This window comes from Plantactinospora sonchi, from assembly GCF_036422035.1.
GTDB lineage: Bacteria > Actinomycetota > Actinomycetes > Mycobacteriales > Micromonosporaceae > Plantactinospora > Plantactinospora sonchi.
In genome coordinates this window covers 117,924-140,291 of the sequence record NZ_JAZGQK010000035.1, presented here as the reverse complement: position 1 = coordinate 140,291, position 22,368 = coordinate 117,924, and the positions used below count along the sequence as shown (strand labels likewise).

25 protein-coding genes are annotated in these 22,368 nt (G+C 72.0%); 15 read left to right on the top strand and 10 right to left on the bottom strand.

The window, feature by feature from the left end:
• Positions 1–386 precede the first annotated feature (386 nt).
• Positions 387–965: a hypothetical protein gene (locus V1633_RS32805; RefSeq protein WP_331218205.1), complete on the top strand. Its 579-nt coding sequence runs from the start codon at positions 387–389 to the stop codon at positions 963–965.
• Between the two features lie 141 nt (positions 966–1,106).
• Here V1633_RS32805 and V1633_RS32800 read toward each other — a convergent pair whose 3' ends face one another.
• On the bottom strand, positions 1,107–1,772 hold the full coding sequence (locus V1633_RS32800; RefSeq protein WP_331218204.1) for an NADPH-dependent F420 reductase: 666 nt from the start codon (positions 1,770–1,772) through the stop codon (positions 1,107–1,109).
• 255 nt (positions 1,773–2,027) lie between these two features.
• Here V1633_RS32800 and V1633_RS32795 point away from each other — a divergent pair, with 255 nt between their 5' ends.
• Both V1633_RS32795 and V1633_RS32790 read left to right on the top strand, forming a co-directional pair.
• Positions 2,028–2,966 carry an RNA polymerase sigma factor gene (locus V1633_RS32795; protein WP_331218203.1) on the top strand — a complete coding sequence of 313 codons (939 nt, stop codon included), beginning with the start codon at positions 2,028–2,030 and terminating at the stop codon, positions 2,964–2,966.
• A gap of 116 nt (positions 2,967–3,082) precedes the next feature.
• Positions 3,083–3,961 (top strand): alpha/beta hydrolase, encoded by an 879-nt coding sequence (locus V1633_RS32790; RefSeq protein WP_331218202.1) that lies wholly within the window; start codon positions 3,083–3,085, stop codon positions 3,959–3,961.
• 66 nt (positions 3,962–4,027) lie between these two features.
• On the opposite strand, the gene V1633_RS32785 is transcribed toward V1633_RS32790, so the two are convergent.
• Positions 4,028–4,330 carry a metal-sensitive transcriptional regulator gene (locus V1633_RS32785; protein WP_331218201.1) on the bottom strand — a complete coding sequence of 101 codons (303 nt, stop codon included), beginning with the start codon at positions 4,328–4,330 and terminating at the stop codon, positions 4,028–4,030.
• 150 nt (positions 4,331–4,480) lie between these two features.
• Between V1633_RS32785 and V1633_RS32780 the strand changes: the two genes are divergently transcribed.
• Genes V1633_RS32780 through V1633_RS32770 form a run of 3 tightly spaced genes read left to right on the top strand, consistent with a single transcriptional unit; the run spans position 4,481 to position 8,018 of the window.
• Positions 4,481–4,690: a heavy-metal-associated domain-containing protein gene (locus V1633_RS32780; protein WP_331218200.1), complete on the top strand. Its 210-nt coding sequence runs from the start codon at positions 4,481–4,483 to the stop codon at positions 4,688–4,690.
• 21 nt (positions 4,691–4,711) lie between these two features.
• Positions 4,712–5,713: a carbohydrate-binding protein gene (locus V1633_RS32775; RefSeq protein WP_331218199.1), complete on the top strand. Its 1,002-nt coding sequence runs from the start codon at positions 4,712–4,714 to the stop codon at positions 5,711–5,713.
• A gap of 13 nt (positions 5,714–5,726) precedes the next feature.
• Positions 5,727–8,018: a heavy metal translocating P-type ATPase gene (locus V1633_RS32770; protein ID WP_331218210.1), complete on the top strand. Its 2,292-nt coding sequence runs from the start codon at positions 5,727–5,729 to the stop codon at positions 8,016–8,018.
• Between the two features lie 83 nt (positions 8,019–8,101).
• Here V1633_RS32770 and V1633_RS32765 read toward each other — a convergent pair whose 3' ends face one another.
• Positions 8,102–9,208 (bottom strand): geranylgeranyl reductase family protein, encoded by a 1,107-nt coding sequence (locus tag V1633_RS32765; protein ID WP_331218209.1) that lies wholly within the window; start codon positions 9,206–9,208, stop codon positions 8,102–8,104.
• Between the two features lie 183 nt (positions 9,209–9,391).
• On the opposite strand from V1633_RS32765, the gene V1633_RS32760 reads away from it, so the two are divergent.
• The 7 genes from V1633_RS32760 to V1633_RS32730 all read left to right on the top strand — a co-directional run bounded on the left by V1633_RS32760 (position 9,392) and on the right by V1633_RS32730 (position 14,054).
• Positions 9,392–9,628, top strand: coding sequence for a hypothetical protein (locus V1633_RS32760; protein ID WP_331218198.1), 237 nt, complete (start codon positions 9,392–9,394; stop codon positions 9,626–9,628).
• A 133-nt stretch (positions 9,629–9,761) separates the two neighbouring features.
• Positions 9,762–11,270: an MFS transporter gene (locus V1633_RS32755; RefSeq protein WP_407952143.1), complete on the top strand. Its 1,509-nt coding sequence runs from the start codon at positions 9,762–9,764 to the stop codon at positions 11,268–11,270.
• Positions 11,271–11,579: 309 nt separating this feature from the next.
• Positions 11,580–11,768: a hypothetical protein gene (locus V1633_RS32750; protein ID WP_331218197.1), complete on the top strand. Its 189-nt coding sequence runs from the start codon at positions 11,580–11,582 to the stop codon at positions 11,766–11,768.
• A 101-nt stretch (positions 11,769–11,869) separates the two neighbouring features.
• Positions 11,870–12,361 carry an Asp23/Gls24 family envelope stress response protein gene (locus V1633_RS32745; protein WP_331218196.1) on the top strand — a complete coding sequence of 164 codons (492 nt, stop codon included), beginning with the start codon at positions 11,870–11,872 and terminating at the stop codon, positions 12,359–12,361.
• A 19-nt stretch (positions 12,362–12,380) separates the two neighbouring features.
• Entirely contained in the window at positions 12,381–12,878 is a 498-nt protein-coding gene (locus tag V1633_RS32740; RefSeq protein ID WP_331218195.1) for a hypothetical protein, read from the top strand.
• A 2-nt stretch (positions 12,879–12,880) separates the two neighbouring features.
• Positions 12,881–13,429 (top strand): Asp23/Gls24 family envelope stress response protein, encoded by a 549-nt coding sequence (locus V1633_RS32735; protein WP_331218194.1) that lies wholly within the window; start codon positions 12,881–12,883, stop codon positions 13,427–13,429.
• A gap of 22 nt (positions 13,430–13,451) precedes the next feature.
• On the top strand, positions 13,452–14,054 hold the full coding sequence (locus V1633_RS32730; protein WP_331218193.1) for an Asp23/Gls24 family envelope stress response protein: 603 nt from the start codon (positions 13,452–13,454) through the stop codon (positions 14,052–14,054).
• A gap of 38 nt (positions 14,055–14,092) precedes the next feature.
• Here V1633_RS32730 and V1633_RS32725 read toward each other — a convergent pair whose 3' ends face one another.
• From V1633_RS32725 to V1633_RS32700, 6 genes are all read right to left on the bottom strand, one after another.
• Positions 14,093–14,566, bottom strand: a complete 474-nt coding sequence (locus V1633_RS32725; protein ID WP_331218192.1) for a MarR family winged helix-turn-helix transcriptional regulator — start codon at positions 14,564–14,566, stop codon at positions 14,093–14,095.
• Between the two features lie 37 nt (positions 14,567–14,603).
• Positions 14,604–15,050: a hypothetical protein gene (locus V1633_RS32720; RefSeq protein ID WP_331218191.1), complete on the bottom strand. Its 447-nt coding sequence runs from the start codon at positions 15,048–15,050 to the stop codon at positions 14,604–14,606.
• Positions 15,047–16,045 (bottom strand): ABC transporter ATP-binding protein, encoded by a 999-nt coding sequence (locus V1633_RS32715; protein ID WP_331218190.1) that lies wholly within the window; start codon positions 16,043–16,045, stop codon positions 15,047–15,049. Before V1633_RS32715 ends, V1633_RS32720 begins: the two co-directional genes overlap by 4 nt.
• Before the next feature lie 146 nt (positions 16,046–16,191).
• Positions 16,192–16,947: an ErmE/ErmH/ErmO/ErmR family 23S rRNA (adenine(2058)-N(6))-methyltransferase gene (gene erm / locus V1633_RS32710; RefSeq protein ID WP_407952146.1), complete on the bottom strand. Its 756-nt coding sequence runs from the start codon at positions 16,945–16,947 to the stop codon at positions 16,192–16,194.
• 565 nt (positions 16,948–17,512) lie between these two features.
• Positions 17,513–19,795, bottom strand: coding sequence for a putative bifunctional diguanylate cyclase/phosphodiesterase (locus tag V1633_RS32705; protein ID WP_331218188.1), 2,283 nt, complete (start codon positions 19,793–19,795; stop codon positions 17,513–17,515).
• Positions 19,792–20,598 (bottom strand): SAM-dependent methyltransferase, encoded by an 807-nt coding sequence (locus tag V1633_RS32700; protein ID WP_331218187.1) that lies wholly within the window; start codon positions 20,596–20,598, stop codon positions 19,792–19,794. Before V1633_RS32700 ends, V1633_RS32705 begins: the two co-directional genes overlap by 4 nt.
• A 210-nt stretch (positions 20,599–20,808) precedes the next feature.
• On the opposite strand from V1633_RS32700, the gene V1633_RS32695 reads away from it, so the two are divergent.
• Positions 20,809–21,177: an FKBP-type peptidyl-prolyl cis-trans isomerase gene (locus V1633_RS32695; RefSeq protein WP_331218186.1), complete on the top strand. Its 369-nt coding sequence runs from the start codon at positions 20,809–20,811 to the stop codon at positions 21,175–21,177.
• Positions 21,178–21,390: 213 nt separating this feature from the next.
• Here V1633_RS32695 and V1633_RS32690 read toward each other — a convergent pair whose 3' ends face one another.
• Positions 21,391–22,221 (bottom strand): PP2C family protein-serine/threonine phosphatase, encoded by an 831-nt coding sequence (locus tag V1633_RS32690; protein WP_331218185.1) that lies wholly within the window; start codon positions 22,219–22,221, stop codon positions 21,391–21,393.
• On the opposite strand from V1633_RS32690, the gene V1633_RS32685 reads away from it, so the two are divergent.
• A complete protein-coding gene (locus tag V1633_RS32685) occupies positions 22,208–22,330 on the top strand; it encodes a hypothetical protein (RefSeq protein ID WP_331218184.1) in 123 nt (40 codons plus the stop codon). The two genes, V1633_RS32690 and V1633_RS32685, sit on opposite strands and share 14 nt — an antisense overlap.
• Positions 22,331–22,368: the final 38 nt, after the last annotated feature.

The following is a 22,368-nucleotide window of genomic DNA, read 5'->3' as shown; positions in this document are numbered from 1 at the left end:
ACACGCGAGGGGACACGTGCGCGAGGTGTCAGAGAGAAGAACAACGGCCCACACCAGAAGAAGAAGACTCTTCCGGGGACCAGAAGCCCGCCGGCACCCTAGGGGGTCGGTGCTCAAGCGAACACGAGATGTAACGACCGCAGGCCCCGGATCATTCCCAGACCCGAACCCATCAGCCCAGCTCACAAGCCGTGCTACTCAGCCGTACGCGTAATGTAACGACCCCAGCCCCGCCAACATTCCACCACAGTCTGTCGATCATGAACCCGAACCGGACACCGGGAACAAGGCAGCCATGGCCCCTGCCGAGCGCGGCAGCGGCCGGTCGTCGGCGACGATCCGGTCAGCCGTCGCGGCGCTCGCGCGCGGCACGATAGCGTCGGACCGTGGACGGGGCGGAGGATGGCGCGCGGATCGGTGCCGAACTGACCGGATGGTTGGCGCGGGTGACGTTCACCGACCAGACCACCGACGAGGTCACCGAATTGTTGATCGACTCGGTGGCGGCCTGGGCGATGGCTCAGGGCTGGCGGGTGTACCGCCGCGCGGCCAGTGTGATGCCGTTGCCACCGCCGTACGCCCACCGGCACTCCATCGTGGACATCGGCTGCGCCCGCGAGGCCGGTCACCCGGTGGTGGTCGAGGTGGACCACTCCGACCGGCGGCGTACCGTCGACAAGCTCCGGCTGGAGGCGGCGGCCGGCCGGATTCCGATCTGGGTGCGGTGGGGCGACCGCAGGTTCGAGCCGCCGCCGTCGCCCATCACCATGGTGCCCTTCCAGGTGTCGTCCCGAACCGGGCCCGGTCGGACCGGCCGGCTGCACTCGAGACTGTCGACACCTCACCGGCCGGCCCCCGCGCACACCGTCTCCGAGGGTGGACCGGTCGAGCAGGTCGACCTGTTCACGACGGGACGGTCGGACGGTCGGCACGCACCGACCGCCCGACCGGGCGCGGAGCGTTAGGTCGTCGCAGGCGATCTTCCGTCGACTGCGCCGGGCCCGGACGACGTCCGGCGGCGGCTGGTCCCGGCGGAATCACCTCTCGAGGGCTACGCAGGGCCGGGGACGAAGATCCCTGGCGACCTGGTCCCGGCGGGACCGGCGTCAGCCGGCGAGCAGGGCCCTGACCTCGTCCACGCCGCGTGGCTTGCCCGGCAACTCCCAGAAGTTCGGGCCGTCGGCATAGGCGCCGTAGGCGGCGGTACCGGGCTGGAAGCGCCGCCCGTCGGCGAGCGAACCGGCGTCGACGCTGTCGTAGCCGATGGTGTCGAGGAACTCGGCCACCGCCGCCTTCGCCCCGCTGTCGTCACCGGCGATCAGCAGCGCGCTGCGGTCGGCGGCACCAGCGGGCCGGGCCAGCTCGGCGAGGTGCCGGAAGAAGATGTTGTTGAAACCCTTCACCACCTTCGCCGTCGGCACGTGCCGCTGCAGCAGTTCACTGCTGGTGGTGGAGTCGTCGTCCAGTTCCGGGAACTGCCCGTCGCGCTCCGGGTAGTAGTTGTTGGTGTCGATGACGATCTTCCCGGCGAGTTGCTCGACGGGCACGCTGCGGTACGCCTTCAACGGGATGGTCACCACCACCAGGTCTCCGGCCTGGGCGGCCTCCGCCGGGGTGCCGGCCCGGGCCCGTGGCCCCAGTTCGGACACCAGATCGCTGAGGGTCTCCGGTCCGCGGGAGTTGCTCAGCACGACGTCGTAGCCGGCGGCCACCGCCAGGCGGGCGAGCGTACCGCCGATGTAGCCGCTGCCGATCAGTCCAATGGTTGTCATACCTGCCCTGAACCCCCAGGCTGTCGGCGTCATTCCGACCCTTCGCGCTCCGGGAGCGGATGTGACGTGATCAACATCTGGCCGATATCGGCTGCTTATGCGTTTCGTCGGTCCCGGTAACTTTATCGGAGACCGGGCCGGGAAACCGCAGACCTGCGGGACCGCCGGCGAGAAGGCACGGTCCGGTGGCCAAACTTTTCCGTCCAGCACGGCATCTGCTGGCGGGGGCGCGTACCGCCCGGAGGGGAGTCTGCCGTGCCGTCTGTCGACAGCTCGGACGCGGATCTGGTCCGCAGCGTCCAGTCCGGTGACGCGGCTGGCCTGGGTGCCCTGCTGGGCAGGCACGAGGCGGGGATGAGGGCCGTCGCGTTGAGCCTGCTCGGTTACGGACCGGACGCCGAGGACGCCGTACAGGACGCGATGCTGACGGCGGTGCGGCGGATCGGGGAACTGCGCGATCCGCACGCCGTCGGCCCGTGGCTCAGGATGATCGTCCGCAACAACTGCCGGGCGCGGCTCCGGGCACCCGGGCCGATGCTGCTCGGCGACACCACCCCCGCCCTGCCGAGCACCGGGCCGACGCCCGAGGACGTCCTGGAGGAGACGGCGCTGCGGGACTGGGTCTGGCACGCGGTGGGCGAACTGTCCGAACCGCTCCGCCTCGTCACCCTGCTCCGCTATTTCACGGGCGTGACGTCGTACGAGCAGATCGCCGCCCTCTGCGGCGTGCCGGTGGGTACCGTACGCAGTCGGCTGAGCCAGGCACGCGGCAGACTCACCGAGGCGTTGAGGAAGACCGCCGACCACGCGTACGACGACGCGGCCGTGGTCAACGAGGCACGGCGACGAGAGGCCGAGGAGATACTCACCGCGGCACGGCACGGCGACTTCGCCCTGGCGGTACGGGAGCACTGGTGGCCCGACGCCGAGTTCGTCATTCCGAACGGGCAACGCACGTCCGGCCTGGACTTCATGATCCGGGGCATGGAGAAGGACCTCACCGACGGCGTACGGCAGCGGATCCGGCAGGTGGCGACCAGTGGTGACGTGCTGGTCTGGGAGGCCGACCTGATCAGCCCGCCGGACAATCCGGAGCACTGCCCACCCGGGGTCGTCTGGCTGCACCGACTGCGTGAGGGGCGGATCAGCCGCCTGCGGATCTTCCATCCGCAACCCGCGAGGTCGACCGACTGACCGGCGGACGCTCGGGCGTGGGCCGAAAAACACGTCGGCCCGACCGAACTTTTCCCGGCACCGCGTCATCTGGTCCATGACCAGGCACCCCGCCTGGCAGGACCTCGGGAGACACGATGAGTTCCACCCTCACCACCGGCAACCCCCTCGCTCCTGGCGCACACAGCGTGGAGATCGACGGGGTACGGCAGGTCTACCACGTGGCCGGGAACGGGCCGGTCTGTGTGGTGCACTCCGGTGGTCCCGGCATCGAGTGGCGGTATCTGCGGATGCCGGCGCTCGAGGAGCACCTGACGATGGTGTACCTGGAGCCGATCGGCACCGGCGCGTCCGGCCGGCTCGCCGATCCCCGGGAGTACCGGCTGGAGACGTACGCGCGGTTCGTCCACGGGGTGGTCGAGGAGCTCGGGACACCGAAGGTGTACCTTCTCGGCCACTCGCACGGCGGGTTCGTGGTGCAGCGGTACGCCCTGGCGCACCCGGACCGGGTGGCCGGCCTGGTGCTCTACGACACCTCCCCGGTGACCGGGCCGGACTTCTGGGCCGCCGCGATGGCGAACATCGCGAGCTACCCGGAGCGGCACCCGGACCGGCCGGAGGCGGCCGCGATCCCGGCGGCATTCCAACAGGCGGTCACCGCCACCGACGACGAGTCGATGACCGAGCGACTCCGGTCGATCATGCCCCTGTACTTCGCCGACTACTGGACCGACGAGCAGCGGCTGGCGCCGCTGGTGGCCTCGGTCCGGTCCTGGGCCGACCCGCAGCGCGGCGAGGAGCCGCCGTTCGACGTACGGGCGGAACTGGGCTCGGTCAGCGCCCCGGTCCTGATCATCGTCGGTACGCACGACTTCATCTGCGGTACCCACTGGGCCGCGATGTTGCACGACGCCGTTCCCGGCTCCCGGCTGATCGAGCTGACCGCGAGCGGGCACTTCGGCCACATCGAGGAGCCGGAACTGTTCAACCGGGCCGTCGTCGAGTTCACCCGCTGACCGGATCGGTCCGCGCCCGGAGGGCACGCCCGGTCTCCGGGCGCGTACCGGTCGGCCGGGACTGAGCTATCCGCGCTTCATCAGCCGCCCGACGGCGGCCATCATCTCGGTGGCCATCTCGTCGGCCCGGCCCTCGGCGGCGCCCTCGTGCATGCAGTGCCGGGCGTGTCCGTCGAGCAGGCCGAGCGCCACCTTGTCCAGGGCGGCCTGGATGGCGGAGATCTGGGTGAGGACGTCGATGCAGTAGCGGTCGTCCTCGACCATCCGTTCGATTCCCCGGACCTGGCCCTCCACGCGCCGCAGCCGCGCGAGCAGTTGGTCCTTGCTGGCGGTGTAACCGCGGATCGGGGTGTCGGCTGCTGACGTCATGCGACCAAGCATAGCTAACCCCCCAGGGGTATGCTACGGTCACACCGCTACCCCTACCGGGTACCTGTATGACCGAGGCGATCCAGCATCCACCTGTCCATCGGATACCCCCCACGGGTATATGGTGGTGACGGTGAAGGGAGAGGCGAGATGATCACCGAGAAGTACCGGGTCACGGGCATGACCTGCGGCCACTGCGTCAACGCCGTCAGCACCGAGGTCAGCGCCATCCCCGGCGTGACCGAGGTGACCGTCGACCTCGCATCCGGCGAGGTGACCGTGCAGAGCACCGAACCGGTCGACGAGGCGGCGGTACGCGCGGCGGTCGACGAGGCCGGCTACGAACTCGTCACGGCCTGAGGACCCAGGCGAAGGACACCCATGAACACCGCGATCAAACTGGGCGGTTTTGTGCTCGGACTCGCGGGCGTGTTCGGTGCCGCGTACGGGGCGGGACAGCTGTCCGGCCCCGTACGCACCACCGCCGACGCCCACCAGTCCGACTCCGCCCACGAGTCCGACTCCGCCCACCGGGGCGGGGCCCCGGCTCCCTCCGACCCCACCGCAGGATCCCGACCACCGGGCGGGCTGCTCGTCTCCGAACGTGGCTACACCCTCAGCCCGGCGCCGGCCGCCGCCGGAGAGTTCGCCTTCCGGATCATCGGCCCCGACGGTCGGCCGGTCACCGACTACGACGTCGCGCACGACCAACGCATGCACCTGATCGTCGCCCGTCGGGACCTGTCGGGTTACCGGCACGTCCACCCCGCCATGGATCCCGACGGCACCTGGCGGATCACCTCCCCGCTGACCACACCCGGCAGCTGGCGGGCGTTCGCCGACTTCGCACCCAGCGCGGCGGAGCCGCTGACGCTCGGGGTCGACCTCTCCGTCCCCGGTGACTACCAGCCCCGTCCCCTGCCGCCGGCCGCGCCAACGGCGTCGACCGACGGGTACACCGTCCGACTCGACGGCACCCTGACACCGGGACGGACCAGCCGCCTCAGCATGACGGTCAGCCGGGACGGCCGACCCGTCACCGATCTGCAGCCCTACCTCGGCGCGTACGGCCACCTGGTCGCGCTCCGCGACGGCGACCTGGCGTACCTGCACGTGCACCCGGAGGGCACGCCGGGCGACGGGAAGACGCCGGCCGGACCGGGGATCACCTTCTCCGTCGAGGTGCCGTCGGCCGGCACCTATCGGCTGTACCTGGACTTCCGGCACGCCGGGACGGTCCGCACCGCCGAGTTCACCCTGACCGCCGCCCGGCCGGCCGGCACCGTGCCGCCCGCACCGGAGCAGGCGCCGTCACCCGCACCGGAGCCGACGGCGTCACCCGACACCGGTGCCGGCGGCACATCCGGCCACGGCCATGACTGAGCAGGAGGCGATGATGGCACCGGTCGCCAAGCGGCTGCCCACGGCGCCGAACCGGATCGAACTCGCCATCGGCGGAATGACCTGCGCCTCGTGCGCGTCCCGGATCGAGAAGAAACTCAACCGGCTCGACGGCGTCACCGCCACGGTCAACTACGCGACCGAGAAGGCCACCGTCGACTACGACAACAGCCACACCCCCGACGACCTGATCGCCACCGTCGAGAAGACCGGATACACGGCCAGCCTGCCACCACCGCCGCGAACGACCGGCGAGGTCGCGACCACGTCGGACTCCCCCGTCGACGAGCTGCGGGCGCTGCGTACCCGACTGTGGGTGTCGCTGGTGCTGACCGTGCCGGTGGTGGTGCTGGCGATGGTGCCGGCGTGGCAGTTCACCTACTGGCAGTGGCTCTCCCTCACCCTCGCCGCGCCGGTCGTGGCCTACGGTGGGCTGCCCTTCCACCGGGCCGCCTGGGTCAACCTGCGGCACGGGGCGGCCACCATGGACACCCTGATCTCGCTCGGCACCCTCGCCGCGCTCGGCTGGTCGGTGTGGGCGCTCTTCCTCGGCACCGCCGGCGCGCCCGGCATGACCCACCCGTTCAGCTTCGACATCGGGTCCAGCGACGGCGCCGGCAACATCTACCTGGAGACCGCCTCCGCGGTAACCCTCTTCATCCTCGCCGGGCGCTACTTCGAGGCCCGGGCCAAGCGACGGGCCGGCGCCGCGCTGCGGGCGCTGCTCGAACTCGGCGCCAGGGAGGTGTCCGTGTTGCGCGGCGGGGTCGAGACCCGTATCCCGGTCGACCAGCTCGCGGTCGGTGAGCGGTTCGTCGTACGGCCGGGTGAGAAGATCGCCACCGACGGTCTGGTCGAGGACGGCTCGTCCGCCGTCGACCTGAGTCTGCTCACCGGAGAGTCGGTACCGGTCGAGGTCGGCCCGGGTGACGAGGTGGTGGGGGCGACCGTCAACGCCGGAGGCCGGCTCGTCGTCCGGGCGACCCGGATCGGCGGGGACACCCAGCTCGCCCAGATGGCCACCCTGGTCGAGCAGGCCCAGTCCGGTAAGGCGCCGGTCCAGCGGTTGGCGGACCGGATCTCGGCGGTGTTCGTCCCGGTGGTGATCGCCATCGCCGTCGCCACCCTCGGCTTCTGGCTCGGTACCGGCGCCGACGGCAGTACCGCCTTCACCGCCGCCGTGGCCGTACTCATCATCGCCTGCCCGTGTGCCCTCGGGCTGGCGACACCGACCGCGCTGCTGGTCGGCACCGGTCGGGGGGCCCAACTGGGGATCCTGATCAAGGGCCCGGAGATGCTCGAGTCCACCCGCCGGGTGGGCACCGTGCTGCTGGACAAGACCGGCACCGTCACCAGTGGTCAGCTGGCCCTCGTCGAGGTCGTCGCGGGCGACGGCGAGGACGCCGACGAGGTGCTCCGGCTGGCCGGGGCGGTCGAGGCCGCCTCGGAACATCCGGTGGCCCGGGCGGTCGCGACCGCCGCCGGCGAGCGGACCGGCGAGCGTCCCGAGGTGACCGACTTCGCCAACCACGCGGGACTCGGGGTGACCGGCGTGGTCGGCGGGCGCCCGGTGGTGGTGGGCCGGGCCCGGCTGCTCGCGGAACACGGCCTCGCCCTACCGCCGGAACTGGACCGCGCCGTCGGCGCGGCGGAGGCGGCCGGCCGTACCGCGATCCTGGTCGGCTGGGAGGGCCGGGCCCGGGGTGCCGTCGCCGTCGCGGACACGGTCCGGCCGACCAGCCGGGAGGCGATCGCCGGGCTGCGCCGGCTCGGCCTGGAGCCGGTGCTGCTCACCGGGGACAACCGGACGGTGGCCCGGTCGGTCGCCGGCCAGGTCGGCATCGACGAGGTGATCGCCGAGGTACTGCCGGCCGAGAAGGTCGACGTGGTACGCCGTCTGCAGGCCGAGGGCAGGGTGGTGGCGATGGTCGGTGACGGGGTCAACGACGCCGCCGCCCTCGCCCAGGCCGACCTCGGGCTGGCCATGGGCACCGGTACGGACGTCGCCATCGAGGCCTCCGACCTGACCCTGGTACGCGGCGACCTGACCGCCGCCGTCGACGCGATCCGGCTCTCCCGGGCCACTCTCCGGGTCATCCAGGGCAACCTGTTCTGGGCCTTCGCCTACAACGTCGCCGCGCTGCCACTGGCCGCCGCCGGGATGCTCAACCCGATGATCGCCGGAGCGGCGATGGCCTTCTCGTCGGTGTTTGTCGTCGGCAACTCGCTGCGGCTGCGCCGCTTCACGCCGTACGACGCCGGTCGCCGGGCCGCCGCGCGGAGCTGACCGGCCGACGACACTGCCGGGCGTCCCTCCGTCGGGGCGCCCGGCCGGTTCGGTTCACCGGCGCTGGCGCGGGGCGGGCCGGGTCACCTCAGCAGGGCCAGTGCCGCGCGTACCGGGCGTCGGGTCAGGGTCTCGTCGAAGGTGGTCTCGCCCCGGCAGAAGGCGGTGAACATCCGCCAACCGGCCGGGGTGGCCAGCATCGTGTGGAAGACGCCGGGATGCCGGGCGAACGCGGTGAGGATCCGGTGGCCGGCCCGCATCGACGGGACGAGCTGGTCGTGCACGGCGCCGACGTACCCGTCGAGGTCGCCGCCGGCCGCGGCGGTGCCGGCGAGCGCGCCCGAACGGAGCGCGAAGCTGATCCCCTCCCGGGTCCACGGTTCCAGCAGCCCGGCCGCGTCCCCGGCGACCAGCACCCGGCCCCGACGCAGCGGGGACTGCTCGGCACGGCACCGGGTCAGGTGGCCGGAGTCGTGTGCCGGCTCCAGCCCGTCGAGTCCGAGCCGTTCGACGAAGCTACGCAGGTAGCGCCGGGTCCGCTCGCCCTCACCCCGGCTGGCGATCACGCCGACGGTGAGCCGGTCGCCCTTGGGGAAGACCCACGCGTACGAGCCGGGCAACGGTCCCCAGTCCAGCAGCAGCCGGCCCCGCCAGTCCCGGCCGACCGACTCGGGAACCGGAATCTCCAGTTCCAGGCCCAGGTCGACCTGGCAGTGGTCGACGCCGACGTGGCGCGCGGTGACGCCGGCCGAGCCGTCCGCTCCGACCGCCACCCGGGCCCGCAGTTCCGAACCGTCGGCGAGCCGGATCCGTACGTCGTCGGGCCCCTGTTCGAGGCCCCGGACCGCGACCCGTTGCCGGATCTCCGCTCCCACCCCGACCGCCGCGACCCGCAGCCGGTCGTCGAACTCCTCCCGGCGCACCATGGTCAGCAGCCGCCCGGAATGGCGGCGGGTGAACGAGCGTCGTCCGTCGGCGGTGAAGGTGACCCGGTCGACCTGGTCGTCCGCCGGTACGTCGATCCGGGCCGCGGCCGCCGCCAGCGAGGTGCCGATCAACCCGCCACCGCAGGTCTTGTAGCGGGGGTGCTCGGCCTTCTCCAGTACCACCGTCCGCGCCCCGGCCCGGGCGGCGGCGTACGCGGCGGAGAGCCCCGCCGGCCCGGCGCCGATCACGGCCACGTCCCACATCACGGGTAGCAGCGTAGGGGACGCCGGCACCGGCACCGGTCAGGGGCGCGGCGGCGTGGCCGACCGTCGCCCCGGTCCGGGGCATTCCGGTTCCGCGTCGGAATCGGGAATCTTCGGCGCCACGGCGGGTAATCGCGGCCTCGCGAACTGCCCGACGCATCGTGCACGGGCGAGGAGGTCATCATGCGACAACTGAATCTCACCGACCTCGAACAGCGGGTGTACGTCGCGGTCACCACGCTGGAGGCCCGTGGCCAGGTGCCGTTCCCCGAGGCCATCGCCGCCGAGGTCGGCCTGCCGGAGGAACAGTTGGCGACGCCGCTGCACCTGCTCGGCGAGAAGAACCTGCTGCACCGTGAGGACTCGCCGCTGGCGGGTCTGGACTTCGGTCCGCGCTGGTGCTCTCAGCAGCTCGCCTGACCCGGACGGCCGCGACGCTGACGTCGCCTCACGTCGCCGGGGATTTCCGGCGCTGAGCTGCCCGCCGCCGGTTAGGCTTGCCGTTGGCAAATGTCTGTTATGTGCCTGATTTGGCACGGTCAGCGAGGCCCGAGTGAGCGCGCCGGACAGCGACCGGTCTCCGCCGGGCTCCGGACGCCCACCGGGCGGCCGGGGCGACGCGGTCGACGACCGTCGGCGCCGGCAGATCCTCGCGATCGGGCTGGTCGCCGCGTTCATGACCCTGCTCGACGTGAGCATCGTGAACGTCGCGATCCCCTCGATCCAGCGGGCCATCAACGCGAACCCGAGCGATCTGCAGTGGATCCTCTCCGGGTACGCGCTGACCTTCGGGCTCATGCTGGTGCCCGCCGGCCGCTTCGGCGACGTCCGGGGCCGCCGTACCGTCTTCATCATCGGCCTCGCGCTCTTCACCGTGGCCAGCGCGGCGGCCGGCCTGGCCGAGTCACCGACCTGGCTGATCGTTGCCCGGCTGCTCCAGGGCGCGGCGGCCGGGCTGGTGAACCCACAGGTGATCGGGCTGATCCAGCAGCTCTACGAGGGCGCGGATCGGGGACGCCCGTTCGGACTGCTGGGCGGCACCATCGGCATCTCCACGGCGGTCGGTCCGCTGCTCGGCGGCGCCCTGATCGAACTCGGCGGCCAACAGGAGGGCTGGCGCTGGGTCTTCTTCGTCAACGTCCCGGTCGGCGTCGTCACGATCATCTTCGGCTGGCGGCTGCTCCCCACCGACCCCACCGACAAACAGGCCCGACAACAGAACCTCGACCCTTTCGGCGTGCTGCTGCTGGGACTCGGCGTGGTGCTCCTGCTGCTGCCGCTGGTGCAGGAACAGCAGTGGCGGGGGCCACTCAAGTGGCTGCTGATCCCTGCCGGCCTCGCGGTGCTGTTCGGTTTCGTCCGCTGGGAACTCCGGTACCGACGACGCGCCGAGCCGCTGTTCGACCTGGCGCTGTTCCGGCTCCGCTCGTACACCCTGGGCACCCTGATCGGGCTGCTCTACTTCGCCGGCTTCGTCGCCGTCTTCTTCCTGTTCACGCTCTTCCTGCAGATCGGGTTGCGGTACACCGCGCTGGAGGCCGGCCTGGCCGTCACCCCGTTCGCCGTGGGCTCGGCGATCACCGCGACCCTCGGTGGCCGGATCGTCAACCGGTTCGGTCGACCACTGGTGGCGATCGGCCTGGCCACGGTCGTGGTCAGTCTCGCCGGGGTGGTCGTCGCACTCCACTTCGTACCCGGCAGGGGGGCGCCGCTGGCCACCGCCGCACCACTACTGCTCGCCGGCTTCGGCAGCGGCCTGGTCATCACCCCCAACCAGACGCTCACCCTCTCCGAGGTTCCGGTCGCCCGGGCCGGCAGCGCCGCCGGGATGCTGCAGACCGGCCAGCGGATCGGCGCCGCCGCCGGCATCGCCGGCGTCGGCGCGATCTTCTTCAGCGCCCTGGCCCGCACCCATGGCGGCTGGTCCCGGGCGTTCCGGGACGCACTCCTGGTCACCATCGGCTTCGTCCTGATCGCCCTGGTCGCCGCGATCGTGGACAGCCGGACCGAGCGGCTCGGCACGCCGAGCGGCGACGAGAGTACGCGCCGCCCGCACACCTGACCCGCCGGTCAGGCGGTCTCCCCCGGGGCGAGCCAGCGGTAGTCGTGGCCGCTCACGCAGGAGTGGGTGAATTTGGTGGGACGCATTCCATGGACAGTACTCAGCATGATCCGGTCAAAGGGGACAGCCGGGCCCGAGCGGGCGCAGGCGCACCCCGACCGCCGCCAACCGGACGGCGCCTCCGGACCGGCACCGGCGACCGCGCGACAAGTGAGCTGGATCACATACTGTTTCGGTCGTCGAGGGTTCGACCCGGCCCAGAGCGTGTAAGCCACTACGGACCTGCCGCCGCACCACGGGGAGGAACGGATGTCCCGTCAACAGTTCGGTTTTGTCGCCGGTTTCCTCATCGCGGCGGTGTGGGCCATCGCCGGCTTCGGGGCGGCGGCCGGCGCACTGCTCGCCGGCCTGGTCGGATGGCTCGTCGTACGCGTGATCGACGGTGACATCACGGTCGGCGGCCTGGCGGACCGGGCGTCCGCGTCGCGTCGGCAGTGACCGGTACGGGCCACCGCACGACCCGGCCGACCGAACCGGGCCGGCCGACCACCGGCATCCGGCGGCGGATCCACCGCAACCGGTAGGAATGGGAGCAGGAGATGGCCGACACGAGTACCGCCACCAGGAACGACCACCGGGAGAAGACGTCGTCCGACAGATTTTCGATGCCAGGCGGTGGCGAACCGGCGCGGGCCCAACTGACCACCGAGAAGGGCAAGACCCGGATCGCCGAGGGCGTGGTCGCCAAGATCGCGGGATTCGCGGCGCGGGAGATCCCGGGTGTGCACTCGATGGGTTCCGGGATGGCCCGACGGGTGGGGCAGTTGCGCAGCCTCGTCCCGGGCGGCGCCGAGACCGTCCGCCAGGGCGTCTCGGTCGAGGTGGGCGAACGGGAGACCGCCATCGACCTGGACGTTGTCACGTGGTACGGCCAGAGCATCGTCGACGTCTCCGACGCGGTACGTCGCAACGTCGTCGAGCGGGTCCAGGGCATGACCGGCCTGAAGGTCGTCGAGGTCAACATCAACGTCGACGATGTCTACGTCGAGGGTGACCAGGACGGCGACAGCGGCACACAGCGGACGCAATGACAGGCCGGCGGTGATCTCGATGGCGACGAGAACTGCACGGCAGACGACAACCGGCCGGCCCGGGCCGACCGACACGGAATCCCGGGAGCCGACAGCGGGGAAGCCGGCGATCGCCGGGAACCCGGCGGCATCCAGGAAACCGGCAGGCACCGGGAAACCCGCGGCCGACGGGAAGGGCGCGGCCGACGGGAAGGGCGTCGCGGCGGACTCCGCGGAGGTCGCGACGCAGCTCCGCGCGGCGGTGCTCGCGGTACCCGGGGTCGCCGGTCTGCACCCGGGCACCGACGGAGTCGAGGTGGCGACGCAGTTCGCCGGTGGCAAGATCGCCGGGATCCGGCTCGGCGACCCGGTCGAGGTCCACGTCCGGATCGACGCGGTGCCGATAGGGCCCCTGGGCGACCAGATCCGGGACGCGGTGCGGGCCGTACTGGGTCGATTCGGTCAGCACCCGTCGGTGGAGGTGGTCGTCGACGACATCAACCTGCCCGAGACGCCCACCGACGGCGGACGGAGCTGACCATGCGTCTGGTCAACCGGGTCGCCGCGCTGCTGCTGACACTGGGACTGCTGGTCGGCGGTCTACTGCTGGTAGCCGAGGTCGTCGCGGTGGCCCTCAACCGCCCGGGGCTGGTCGCCGACCACACCGGTTGGCACCGCACCCTCACCACCACCCGGCTGCGGGACCCCTGGGTGCGGACCGGCATCATTGCGGCCGGGGTACTCGGTCTGCTGATCCTCTTCGGACAACTGGTGCGCTGGAAGCCCGACCGTCTGCCGACCCGACTCGCCGACGGCTGGCACCTGCAGCGCCGGTCGGTCGAGCAACACCTGGCGGGTGCGGCGGACGGGGTGGCCGGGGTCGCCTCGGCCACCGCCGTGGTCCGCCGGTACGGGACAGGGTGGCGGACCCGGATCCGGGCGGTCGGCGAGGCGTCGGTGGCCCCTGCCGTGGAGAGCGCGGTCCGGCAGGAGCTGGAACGCCTCGGTGCCTCGCCGGACGATCCGGTCGCGGTCGACATGATCGTGCCCGGACCCGTGCGACGGACCCGGATCAGGCTTCGACGATGACCGGACACTTCGGGGTGACACCATGACGAACAGTCGGCTCCGGGTGTTCTGGACCGTGGTCGGCCTGGTGCTGACCGCGATCGGGGTGGTCGGGCTGATCGCCAGCCTCGGTCACCTGGCCGGCGTGGACGAGGACGCGCCGCTGCTCTGGTCCGGCCTGCTCAACCTCTGGCGGGACATCAACCCGTGGGGTCTGATCATCCTCGGTGTGCTCGGGGCGTTGCTCGCCTGGCTCGGCTTCCACCTGCTCGGCCGTCAGCTGCGGCCTGGCCGCGGCCCCGGGGTCGGTGATCTCGACCTGCGTACCACGACCGGGCCGACCGCCGCCGAGACCGAACTGCCGCCCGGTGCCACCCGGGTACGCGGCGCCCGTCTGGTCCGTGGCCTGGAACGGGATCTGGCCCGGGACCCCCAGGTCCACAAGGCCTCCGTCACACTGGCCGGTACGCCGCCGCGACCGGAACTCTGGATCGAACTGCGGCTCAGCTCGCGGGCCGGTCTGGCCGCGGTCCGGGAGCACGTCACCTCCGCCGTCGAACGGTTCCGGGCCACCTCGGGGCTGGACCCGAGCCGGCTGGAGGTGACCGCACGGATCGACAGCACCGGCGCGGCCCGGGTCCGCTGACTGGGCGACGGGCACGGCCGGGCGCGGCGCCAGGCGGCTCACCAGAGCGGGCGCAGCGGCGGCGGGGAGTCGCCGGCCATGTGCCGGATCAGTCGGGCCAGGTCGGACCGCAGGGCGCCCAGGTCTACGGCGTCGACCCCGGTAGCCAGTTCGGCCTCCAGGTCCCGCAGCACCTGACCGGCGACGGCCAGATGTGCGGTCGCGCGGTCGGTGAGGACGACCAGCCGGCGCCGCCCGCCGTCCGGATGGGCCTGACGGCGTAGGTAGCCACGCCGCTCCAGGTCGTCGACCAGCTGCCCGGCGGCCTGTTTGGTGATGCCGAGCCGCTCGGCGAGCTCCGTACCGGTGGCACCGGAACCGTGCAGCACCTGGAACACCATCCCGTGCACCGGACGCAGGTCGGGATAGCCGGCGTCGGCCACCCGCCGGACGAACTCCGCGAGCACGAGTTGGAAGCCCATGCCGAGCAGGAAGGTCAGTTCGGTACGGGCCAGCGGATCGTCTGTGTTCACGACCCCATCTTGACACGCGCGAGTCAAGCTGCTTGACTCACCTCCTGAGTAAAGCAGCTTGACCCAGGAGGCGACATGATCGTGGTGAACGAAACCGACGAGCGCACCATCCGGACGGACAGCGGCGTCGCGTACGGGCTGGCGCGGTACCGGTCCGCAGGCGCTTGAGCACCCGCTCCTCGCGTCGGGCGACGTACGTCGTCACCAGGTTGTGGTAGACGACGTAGAGCAGGAGCAGCCCGAACATCGCGGTCGCCACGAACGCACCGGCCGTGACGTGCTCGTTGCCTTCCAGGAGGCTGGCGAACAGTCCCACCGTGGCGAGCGGTAGCAGCAGTGCCGTGACCGTCGCGGTCCGGTTGCGCAGCAGCAGGACCATCTCGGCCCGGCCGAGCGCGGCGATCCGTCGTGGATCCACCCGCACCGGTCCCAGTCGGCCGGCGAGACCACGCCTACCGGTCGACGTCTGCACCGTCGCGCTCATCGCCGTCCTCCCTCGATCGTTTCCTCGGTGTGTGCCACGGCCAGGAACGCCTCCTCCAGCGACGCGGCCCGGGCGTCCAGACCGGCCAGTTCCACTCCCCGCCCGTTCGCCCAGCCGAGCAGCGTGGTCAGGGCCGGCTGCAGGGCGTCCGTGTAGAGGGTCAGCCTGGCGGCCGAGGTCGGCGCGGCGCCGGCCGGCGGTGGCTGGGCACCGGGCAGCGCGGGAAGGTCTTCGGGACGCAGCCCGTCCGGCAGCGCGAAGCTGATCCGGGCCGGATGCGCGGCGACCACCTCGGCGACCGTGCCGGTGGTGACGATCCGGCCCCGGTGCATGATCGCCAACCGGTCCGCGAGTTCCGCCGCCTCCGCGAGGTAGTGCGTGGTCAGCAGGACGGTGACCTCGTCCACCAGCAGTGCCCGGACCAACTGCCAGGTGCTGTGCCGGCTCTCCGGGTCGAGCCCGGTGGTCGGCTCGTCGAGGAAGAGCACCTCGGGCCGGCCCAGGATCGCCATCGCCAGGTCCAACCGCCGTCGCTCACCGCCGGACAACTGCTTGACCTGGGTACGCGCCCGGTGTCGCAGGTCCACCAACTCCAGCACGTGGTCGACCGGAAAGGGGCGGGGCAACGTGCCGGCCCACATCCGGGCGGTCTCCCGCACCGTCAGGTCGGCCGGAAAGCCCCCCTCCTGCAGCATCACCCCGGTCCGGGGCCGCACCGCCGCCCGCTCCCGGTACGGATCCCGACCGAAGACCCGGATGCTGCCCCCGCTCGGCGCCTCCAGCCCCTCGATCAGCTCCAGCGCCGAGGTCTTGCCCGCGCCGTTCGTGCCCAGCAGGGCGAACAGCTCCCCCCGTCCGACCGAGAAGGACACCCCACGGACGGCTTCGAAGCCCGTGTCGCCGCCATACCGCCGTCGCAGGTCGGCGACCTGGACCACGGTTTCCCGGCCGGACGGTGCCCCCACCCGGTCGTCTTCCGTCAACGTCTGACTCATGCCGATGATTTTTTGCGGTCCGGGTCGCCACCGGCAGTGCGTCCACTCACCACTTCCGGTGCGTTTCACCTGGCCCCGGCCATGACAAATCTCATAGGCCCAGGTCAGCGGGGGCGCCCGTGCCGACGACCGGACCACGCCGGGCCTCACCGAGCCCTGGTGTGGACGGCCCGGAACAGCGCGAGCCACTGCTCCGGCCAGACGTACCCGACCAGGGTGTCGGCCGGCACCCGGTTGGCGCGCATCGCCGCGTCGATCCGCCGTCGCGGGTACTCCGCGCACAGCGAGGCCCGCAGCGAGCCACCGACACCGCTGAACCCCAGAGCCACGAACCGTTCGTACGCGGCGAGTTCCCCGCCGGGCAACAGGTCGACGCGACGGCGCTCCAGACGCAGGATGGCCGAGTCGACCCGGGGTCTCGGCCGGAACCGCTCCCGGGGGATCCGACCGGCCAACCGCCAGTCGAACCGTGGCCAGGTCTGCACGGTCCGCAGTGTCCAACGGCCGTAGTCGCCGCACCTCTTCCGGGCGTACTCCAGTTGGGTGACCAGGGTCGCGCTGGTCAGGTCGGGCGCTGTCAGGCACCAGTCGACGATCCGGCTGGTCGAGGCGTACGGAATGTTCCCCACCACCGCGAACGGCTCCCGGGGCGGCCGGGCGGCGACAAAGTCCCCGTACACCACCTCGACGGCGGGTACCGCCGCGAACTCCTCGGTCAGCCGCTCGACCAACCCGGTGTCGATCTCGTACGCGACAACCCGGCGCGCCACCCGGGCCAGCTGTCTGGTCAGCGCCCCCTGTCCGGCGCCGACCTCCAGGATCAGCCCGTCGGCGGCCGGGCGGGCCGCGGCGACGATCTGATCGATGATCCCTCCGTCGTGGAGGAAGTTCTGTCCGAGCACCCGCCGGGACCGGTCCCGGCCGGTCCGGGGACCACCGGTCTCCGCCTGGCGGAACTGCGGTTGATGCCTTCGATTCACGCTGTCGCGTGGCACGGCCGTGTCCTCTCGCCCGGCAGCAGCCGGGCAGGGTCGCGGGACGGCTGGCCCTGATGGCCGCCACCTGTCCCGATCTGATCCGGACTCGGAGTGACCCTGGGCGTGCATGGGCGAACGACTCGCGGTGGCGCGTCACAGCGGACGCGTCCGACCTCCACCCGGTGACGTCTGGCCGCCGCCGGTGTTACGGCACGGCGACGGTGCTACGGCACGGACGCCCCCGGCTGGTCGCCCGGGGACGGGTGGAGATCAGGTGGCGCGAGAGCGCTGGCAGGAGGGTGTGCCGAACCGTCACGGCGTCACGGTGCCGGACGCCGACAGATCGTCTCCGCTCGTGCTGCTCAGCCGGCCAGGGCGGATCGCCGGAGCCGGTGGTGCAGCAACTGGGGAGCCCCGCCCGCGGTGCACGTCCCGGTCAGGAACCCGCAGAACAGGGCGTGGAAGGTGGCCGACACCCGGCCACCTTAGCTCAACGGGCCGGAGCCGGCGCAACCGATTTGATGTCCTGCCCCGCCACCATCCGGCTCAGCAGATCCGGGTCGCCGGGGCGGGCGAACCACCAGCCCTGGGCGTGGTCGCAGCCCATCGAGCGCAGCAGCTGGGCCTGCTCCCGGGTTTCCACCCCCTCGGCGGTGACGGTCAGGTTGAGCCCGTGGGCCAACCCGACCACACTCGCCACGATCTGCCGGTCCGCCGGGGTGCCGGACAGTCCCGGCGTGAGCCCCTCGATGAACGCGCCGGCGATCTTCAACTCGCGCACCGGCAGCCGGCGGAGATAGGCGAGGTTGGAGTAGCCGGTGCCGAAGTCGTCGACCGCCACCCGTACCCCGTGCCCGGCCAGCACCTCCAGCGCGTCGGCGGGCCCCTGGGCGGGGCCGAGCAGGGCACTCTCGGTCAGTTCAAGCTGCAACTGCCCCGCCGGCAGGCCGACCTCGTCCAGGGTGGCCAGCAGTTCCTCCGCCAGACCGACGTCGTGCAGTTGCCGGGCGGAGAGGTTGACGCTGACGAACGGTGCCCGGTCGCCGAACTCCCGGTACCAGGACGCCGCCTGCCGGCAGCCACGGGTCAGCACCCACCTGCCGAGCTGCCCGATCAGCCCCAGCTCCTCGGCGAGTTCGATGAATATCTCCGGCGCCACCGGGCCGTACTCCGGATGGGTCCATCGCAGCAACGCCTCGGCACCGACCGGCGCCCCGTCGGCGAGCCGGACGATCGGCTGGTAGAGGATCACGAAGTCGCCCTGGTGCAGCGCCACGCGCAACCCCGAACCGAGTGTCGACCGCAGCGCCTGGGCGTCGTGCCGGCTGGCGTCGTAGACCTCGTAACGGTCACCTCCGGCGGCCTTCGCCCAGTACAGCGCCACGTCGGCGGCGCGCAGCAGATCCGCCGGCTGACGGTGCGGGATCTGGCCGTCGGTCACCCCGATGCTGGCCGAGACGGAGAGCTGGTGTCCGGCAGCCGGGATCGGACGTCGCACGGTGGCCACGAGCCGTTCCGCGACCTGGACCAGCTGGTCGAGGTCGGCGCCGTTGCCGGCGACGATCACGAACTCGTCGCCACCGAGCCGACCCGCCAACCAGCCCGGCCGGGCGGCGCAGGCGGCCAGCCGGTCCGCCACCGCTCGGAGCACGTCGTCCCCGGCCGCGTGCCCGAACGAGTCGTTGACGGTCTTGAAACCGTCGAGATCGAGGTAGCAGATGCCCACGTGGCCGGTGCCGGTACGCCGGTCGAGCAGCTCGTGGAGCCGTCGCAGCACCAGCGTACGGTTCGGCAGGTTCGTCAACGGGTCGTGCAGGGCCTGGTGCGACAACGCCGACTGCAGATGGTGCCGCTCGGTGTCGTCCTGCGCGGTGACGACAAGGTACTCACCCTCGTCGTCCAGGACCGGTGCCAGCGAGAGTCGGAGCCACACCGTGCCGCCGTCCGGCCGGACGAAGGCCGCCTCCAGTTCGGCGTACGTCCGCTCCCCCGCGGTCAGCTCGCGCAGTGCCCGCTCCACCGCCTCCCGGTGGTCCCGGTGGGCCAGCCCGGTCAGTGGTCGCCGCCGCAGGTCCGGGATCGGGCAGCCGAGCATCCTGGCCAGAGCGGGATTCGCCTGCACGATCCGGTCCTGGGGATCAACGACGCAGATGCCGCTCGCCGAGGAGACGAAGAGCGCCTCGAAGCGTGCCTCGCTGGCCACCCGGGCCCGTTCGGCGGCCCGGCGGGCGGTCAGCACCGCGCGGATGATCGACTCAAGTTCACCCTGGGTCCGCTCGCGCAGCGCCCGCGCGTAGCCGGCGGCGAGCGCGCCGAGCAGTGCCGCCCGACCGCTCGGCCCGAACCGGGCGGCGGCGTCCGGTCCCACGGCGGGACCCGGCGACGCACCAGCACAGGTGGCGGGACCGGGCGACGCGGCAGGAGCGGACGCGTCAGCCGGACGCGGAGGCTCAGCAGCACAGGCGGCGGGACCGGAGGGCACCGGGGGAAGAAGGTCAGCCAGGGTGGCGAGCGTGACCGACACCGCGGCCACGTGGGTGAAGCCCTCCGCGACCAACGCCGCCCCGATCTCCCGGGCCACGGTAGGACCGTCCTCCGGCCCGGCCAGCCGCTCCGCGTACGCGCGCAACGTCCGCCGCAGGTCGTCGGGGCGTACCGGCACGTAGCTGACCTGCGCCAGCGAGCGGGCCCAGTGCCGGGCGAACCCGTCGAGCGCCGCGGAGGTCGGACCGGACCCGTCGGCCGAGGCCGGCCCGTCATCCTCGTCCGTCACCGCTTGCGCCCCACCCCGGCGTAGATGAGGGCACCGGCGAACCGGTCGTCGACCTCCAGGGTCGGGTCAGGGCGCCAGTCCGGCAGATTCACCAGCCCCGGCTCGACCAGCTCGAAGCCGGTGAAGAACCGTTCCGTCTCCGCCCGGTCGCGGGCGGTCAACGGCGTCGGCGTACGTCGGTACAGCTCCTTGATCCGCTCGTCGGACTCCTCGCTCGCCCCGTGCGCGCCCTGGCTCAACACCAGACAGCTGCCGGCCGGCACCCCGTCGGCCAGGCAGGCGATCGCCGAGTGCGGGTCGGCGGAGTCCGGGATGAAGTGCAGCAACGCGACCAGCAACAGGGCGACCGGCCGCTCCAGATCGAGTAGCCCCTGGTCACGGATCTGGTCGAGAATCTCCTTCGGTCGCCGCAGATCCGCGTGCAGCACCGCGGTCCGGTCGTCGCCGGCGAGGATCGCCCGACTGTGCGCGACCGCCACCGGGTCGATGTCCACGTAGACCACCCGGGCGTCCGGGTTGCTCCGCCGCGCCACCTCGTGCACGTTGTTCGCGGTCGGAATCCCCGAACCGATGTCCAGGAACTGGTCGATCCCCTGCTCGCTGAGAAACCGGACCGCCCGGGCCAGGAAGGCCCGGTTCGCGCGGGCGTACCGGACGGCGTCGGGCCAGGCCAACTCGGTCTGCCGGGCGATCTCCCGGTCGACCTCGAAGTTGTGGGACCCGCCGAGCCAGACGTCGTATATCCGCGACGCGCTGGGCCGGTCGATATCGATGTCGTCGGGCGCCCAATCCGGTCTTGTCACGGCCTCACCCCACCAGTCCGATACTCGCCTCCCGGCGCCGCCGCACGCCATCCGGCGGAGTCCGGGTCGGCACCGGGATTCCCGAGCCGACAGCGTACCGCCGTCGATCCGTGTTACATCGAGACACGCCACCATGGGTTCTCGACGCGCAGGTGGGGCGCGCCGACCCACGTACACGATCTTGGCGGCGGGCCGTCGTATGGTTTCCGGATGGAAAAGCCCACCGTGGGGAAGGTCGAGGGTCCGCCCCCGACCGACCTTGTCATTGAGGACATCACCGTCGGCACCGGCCCCGAGGTCGAGCCGGGCCGATGGGCCGAGGTGCACTACGTCGGCGTCTCGTTCGACACCGGCGACGAGTTTGACTCGTCGTGGAATCCTGACAAGCCGTTCGGCTTCCAGGCCGGCCGCGGCCGGGTCATCGAGGGCTGGGACCGGGGTGTGCTCGGCATGCGCGTCGGTGGCCGACGCAAGCTTGTCATCCCGCCGCACCTCGGGTACGGCAACCAGGGTGTCCCAGGCGTGATCAAGCCGGGCGCCACACTCGTTTTTGTCGTCGACCTCGCCGGCATCAAGTAGTTCCCACGACAGCAGGGGTCCGGCACGTCCTGAGGACGTTCCGGACCCCTGCCGTTCTCTCCCGTACACCGGTGCCGACCCCGGCCGGCCCCCGGTGCCGACGTCTCCGGCCGGTCGGCTGCCGGTGCCAGCGCTCGGCTGCACCGGCCGATCGGCTTCCGTGTCAGCGCTCGGCGGCACCGGCCCCCGCTGTACCGACCTCGACCGCGCCGGTCAGGCGATCGGCGGGAAGGGCAGCACGGCGACCGCGACGTTGTCGTGCCCGCCGGACTCGACCGCGAACCGGGTCAGGTCCCGGGCGACCGCGATAGGCGCCGCTCCGCCGGGGCCGGGAACCCGTACCGCCAGTGCCTTCGGATCGCCCAGGTAGTGCGACAGTCCGTCGGAACACAGGACCAGCCGTCCCGGCCTGGTGGGTTGGAAGGTCACGACCTGCGGTTCGGCGTCCTTCGAGTCCGCACCGAGCCACCTGACGAGGGCCCGGGACGTGGGGTCCTGTTCGGCACCGGGCGGCACCGGACGACCGGCCTGGATCTGCCCGACCACCGAGTCGTCGATCGTCAGCAGGGCCGCGTCCTCGACGGACCCGTCCGGGCCGAGCCAGTAGGCCCGACTGTCCCCGATCCAGCCGACCGTGACGGAACCGACGGTGACCACGGCGGCGACGTAGGTGCAGCTCGGCGGGACCTGCCCGTCGTCGGCCGTCGCGGTCGCCCGGGCCGCCGCGGCGGCGGCCCGGCCGCCGGTCACCATGGTCTCGGCGGCGCCGAGTCCGCCCGCCAACGCCGACAGCATCGCCGCCAGGCCATTCTCCGCGGCCGCGTGCGCGGCGATGTCGGCGCGCAACGACGTGGACACTCCGTCACAGACGACCGCCACGGTCGCCCGGCCGAGCCGCCCGACCGCGATCGCGTCCTCGTTGCGACGCCGCCGGGCGCGGTCGGTGACCGCGGCAACGGTACCCAGGTCCAGGTCCGCCCGGTCCCGGCCGACATTCCAGCGTTGACCACAGCGCGCACAGTGTCCCGGGTTGCCTGACGGCATCGTGCCGCAGCCCGGACACGGCTGGCCGGCCGCCCTCGAGGACAGCCAGGGCGCCACCGACCCGGACGGGACACCGGGCTCGGACCCCGGCGCCGCCGGTGCCGAATGACCGGTGGACGCGGCCGACGCCGGGTACCCGGATGGTGC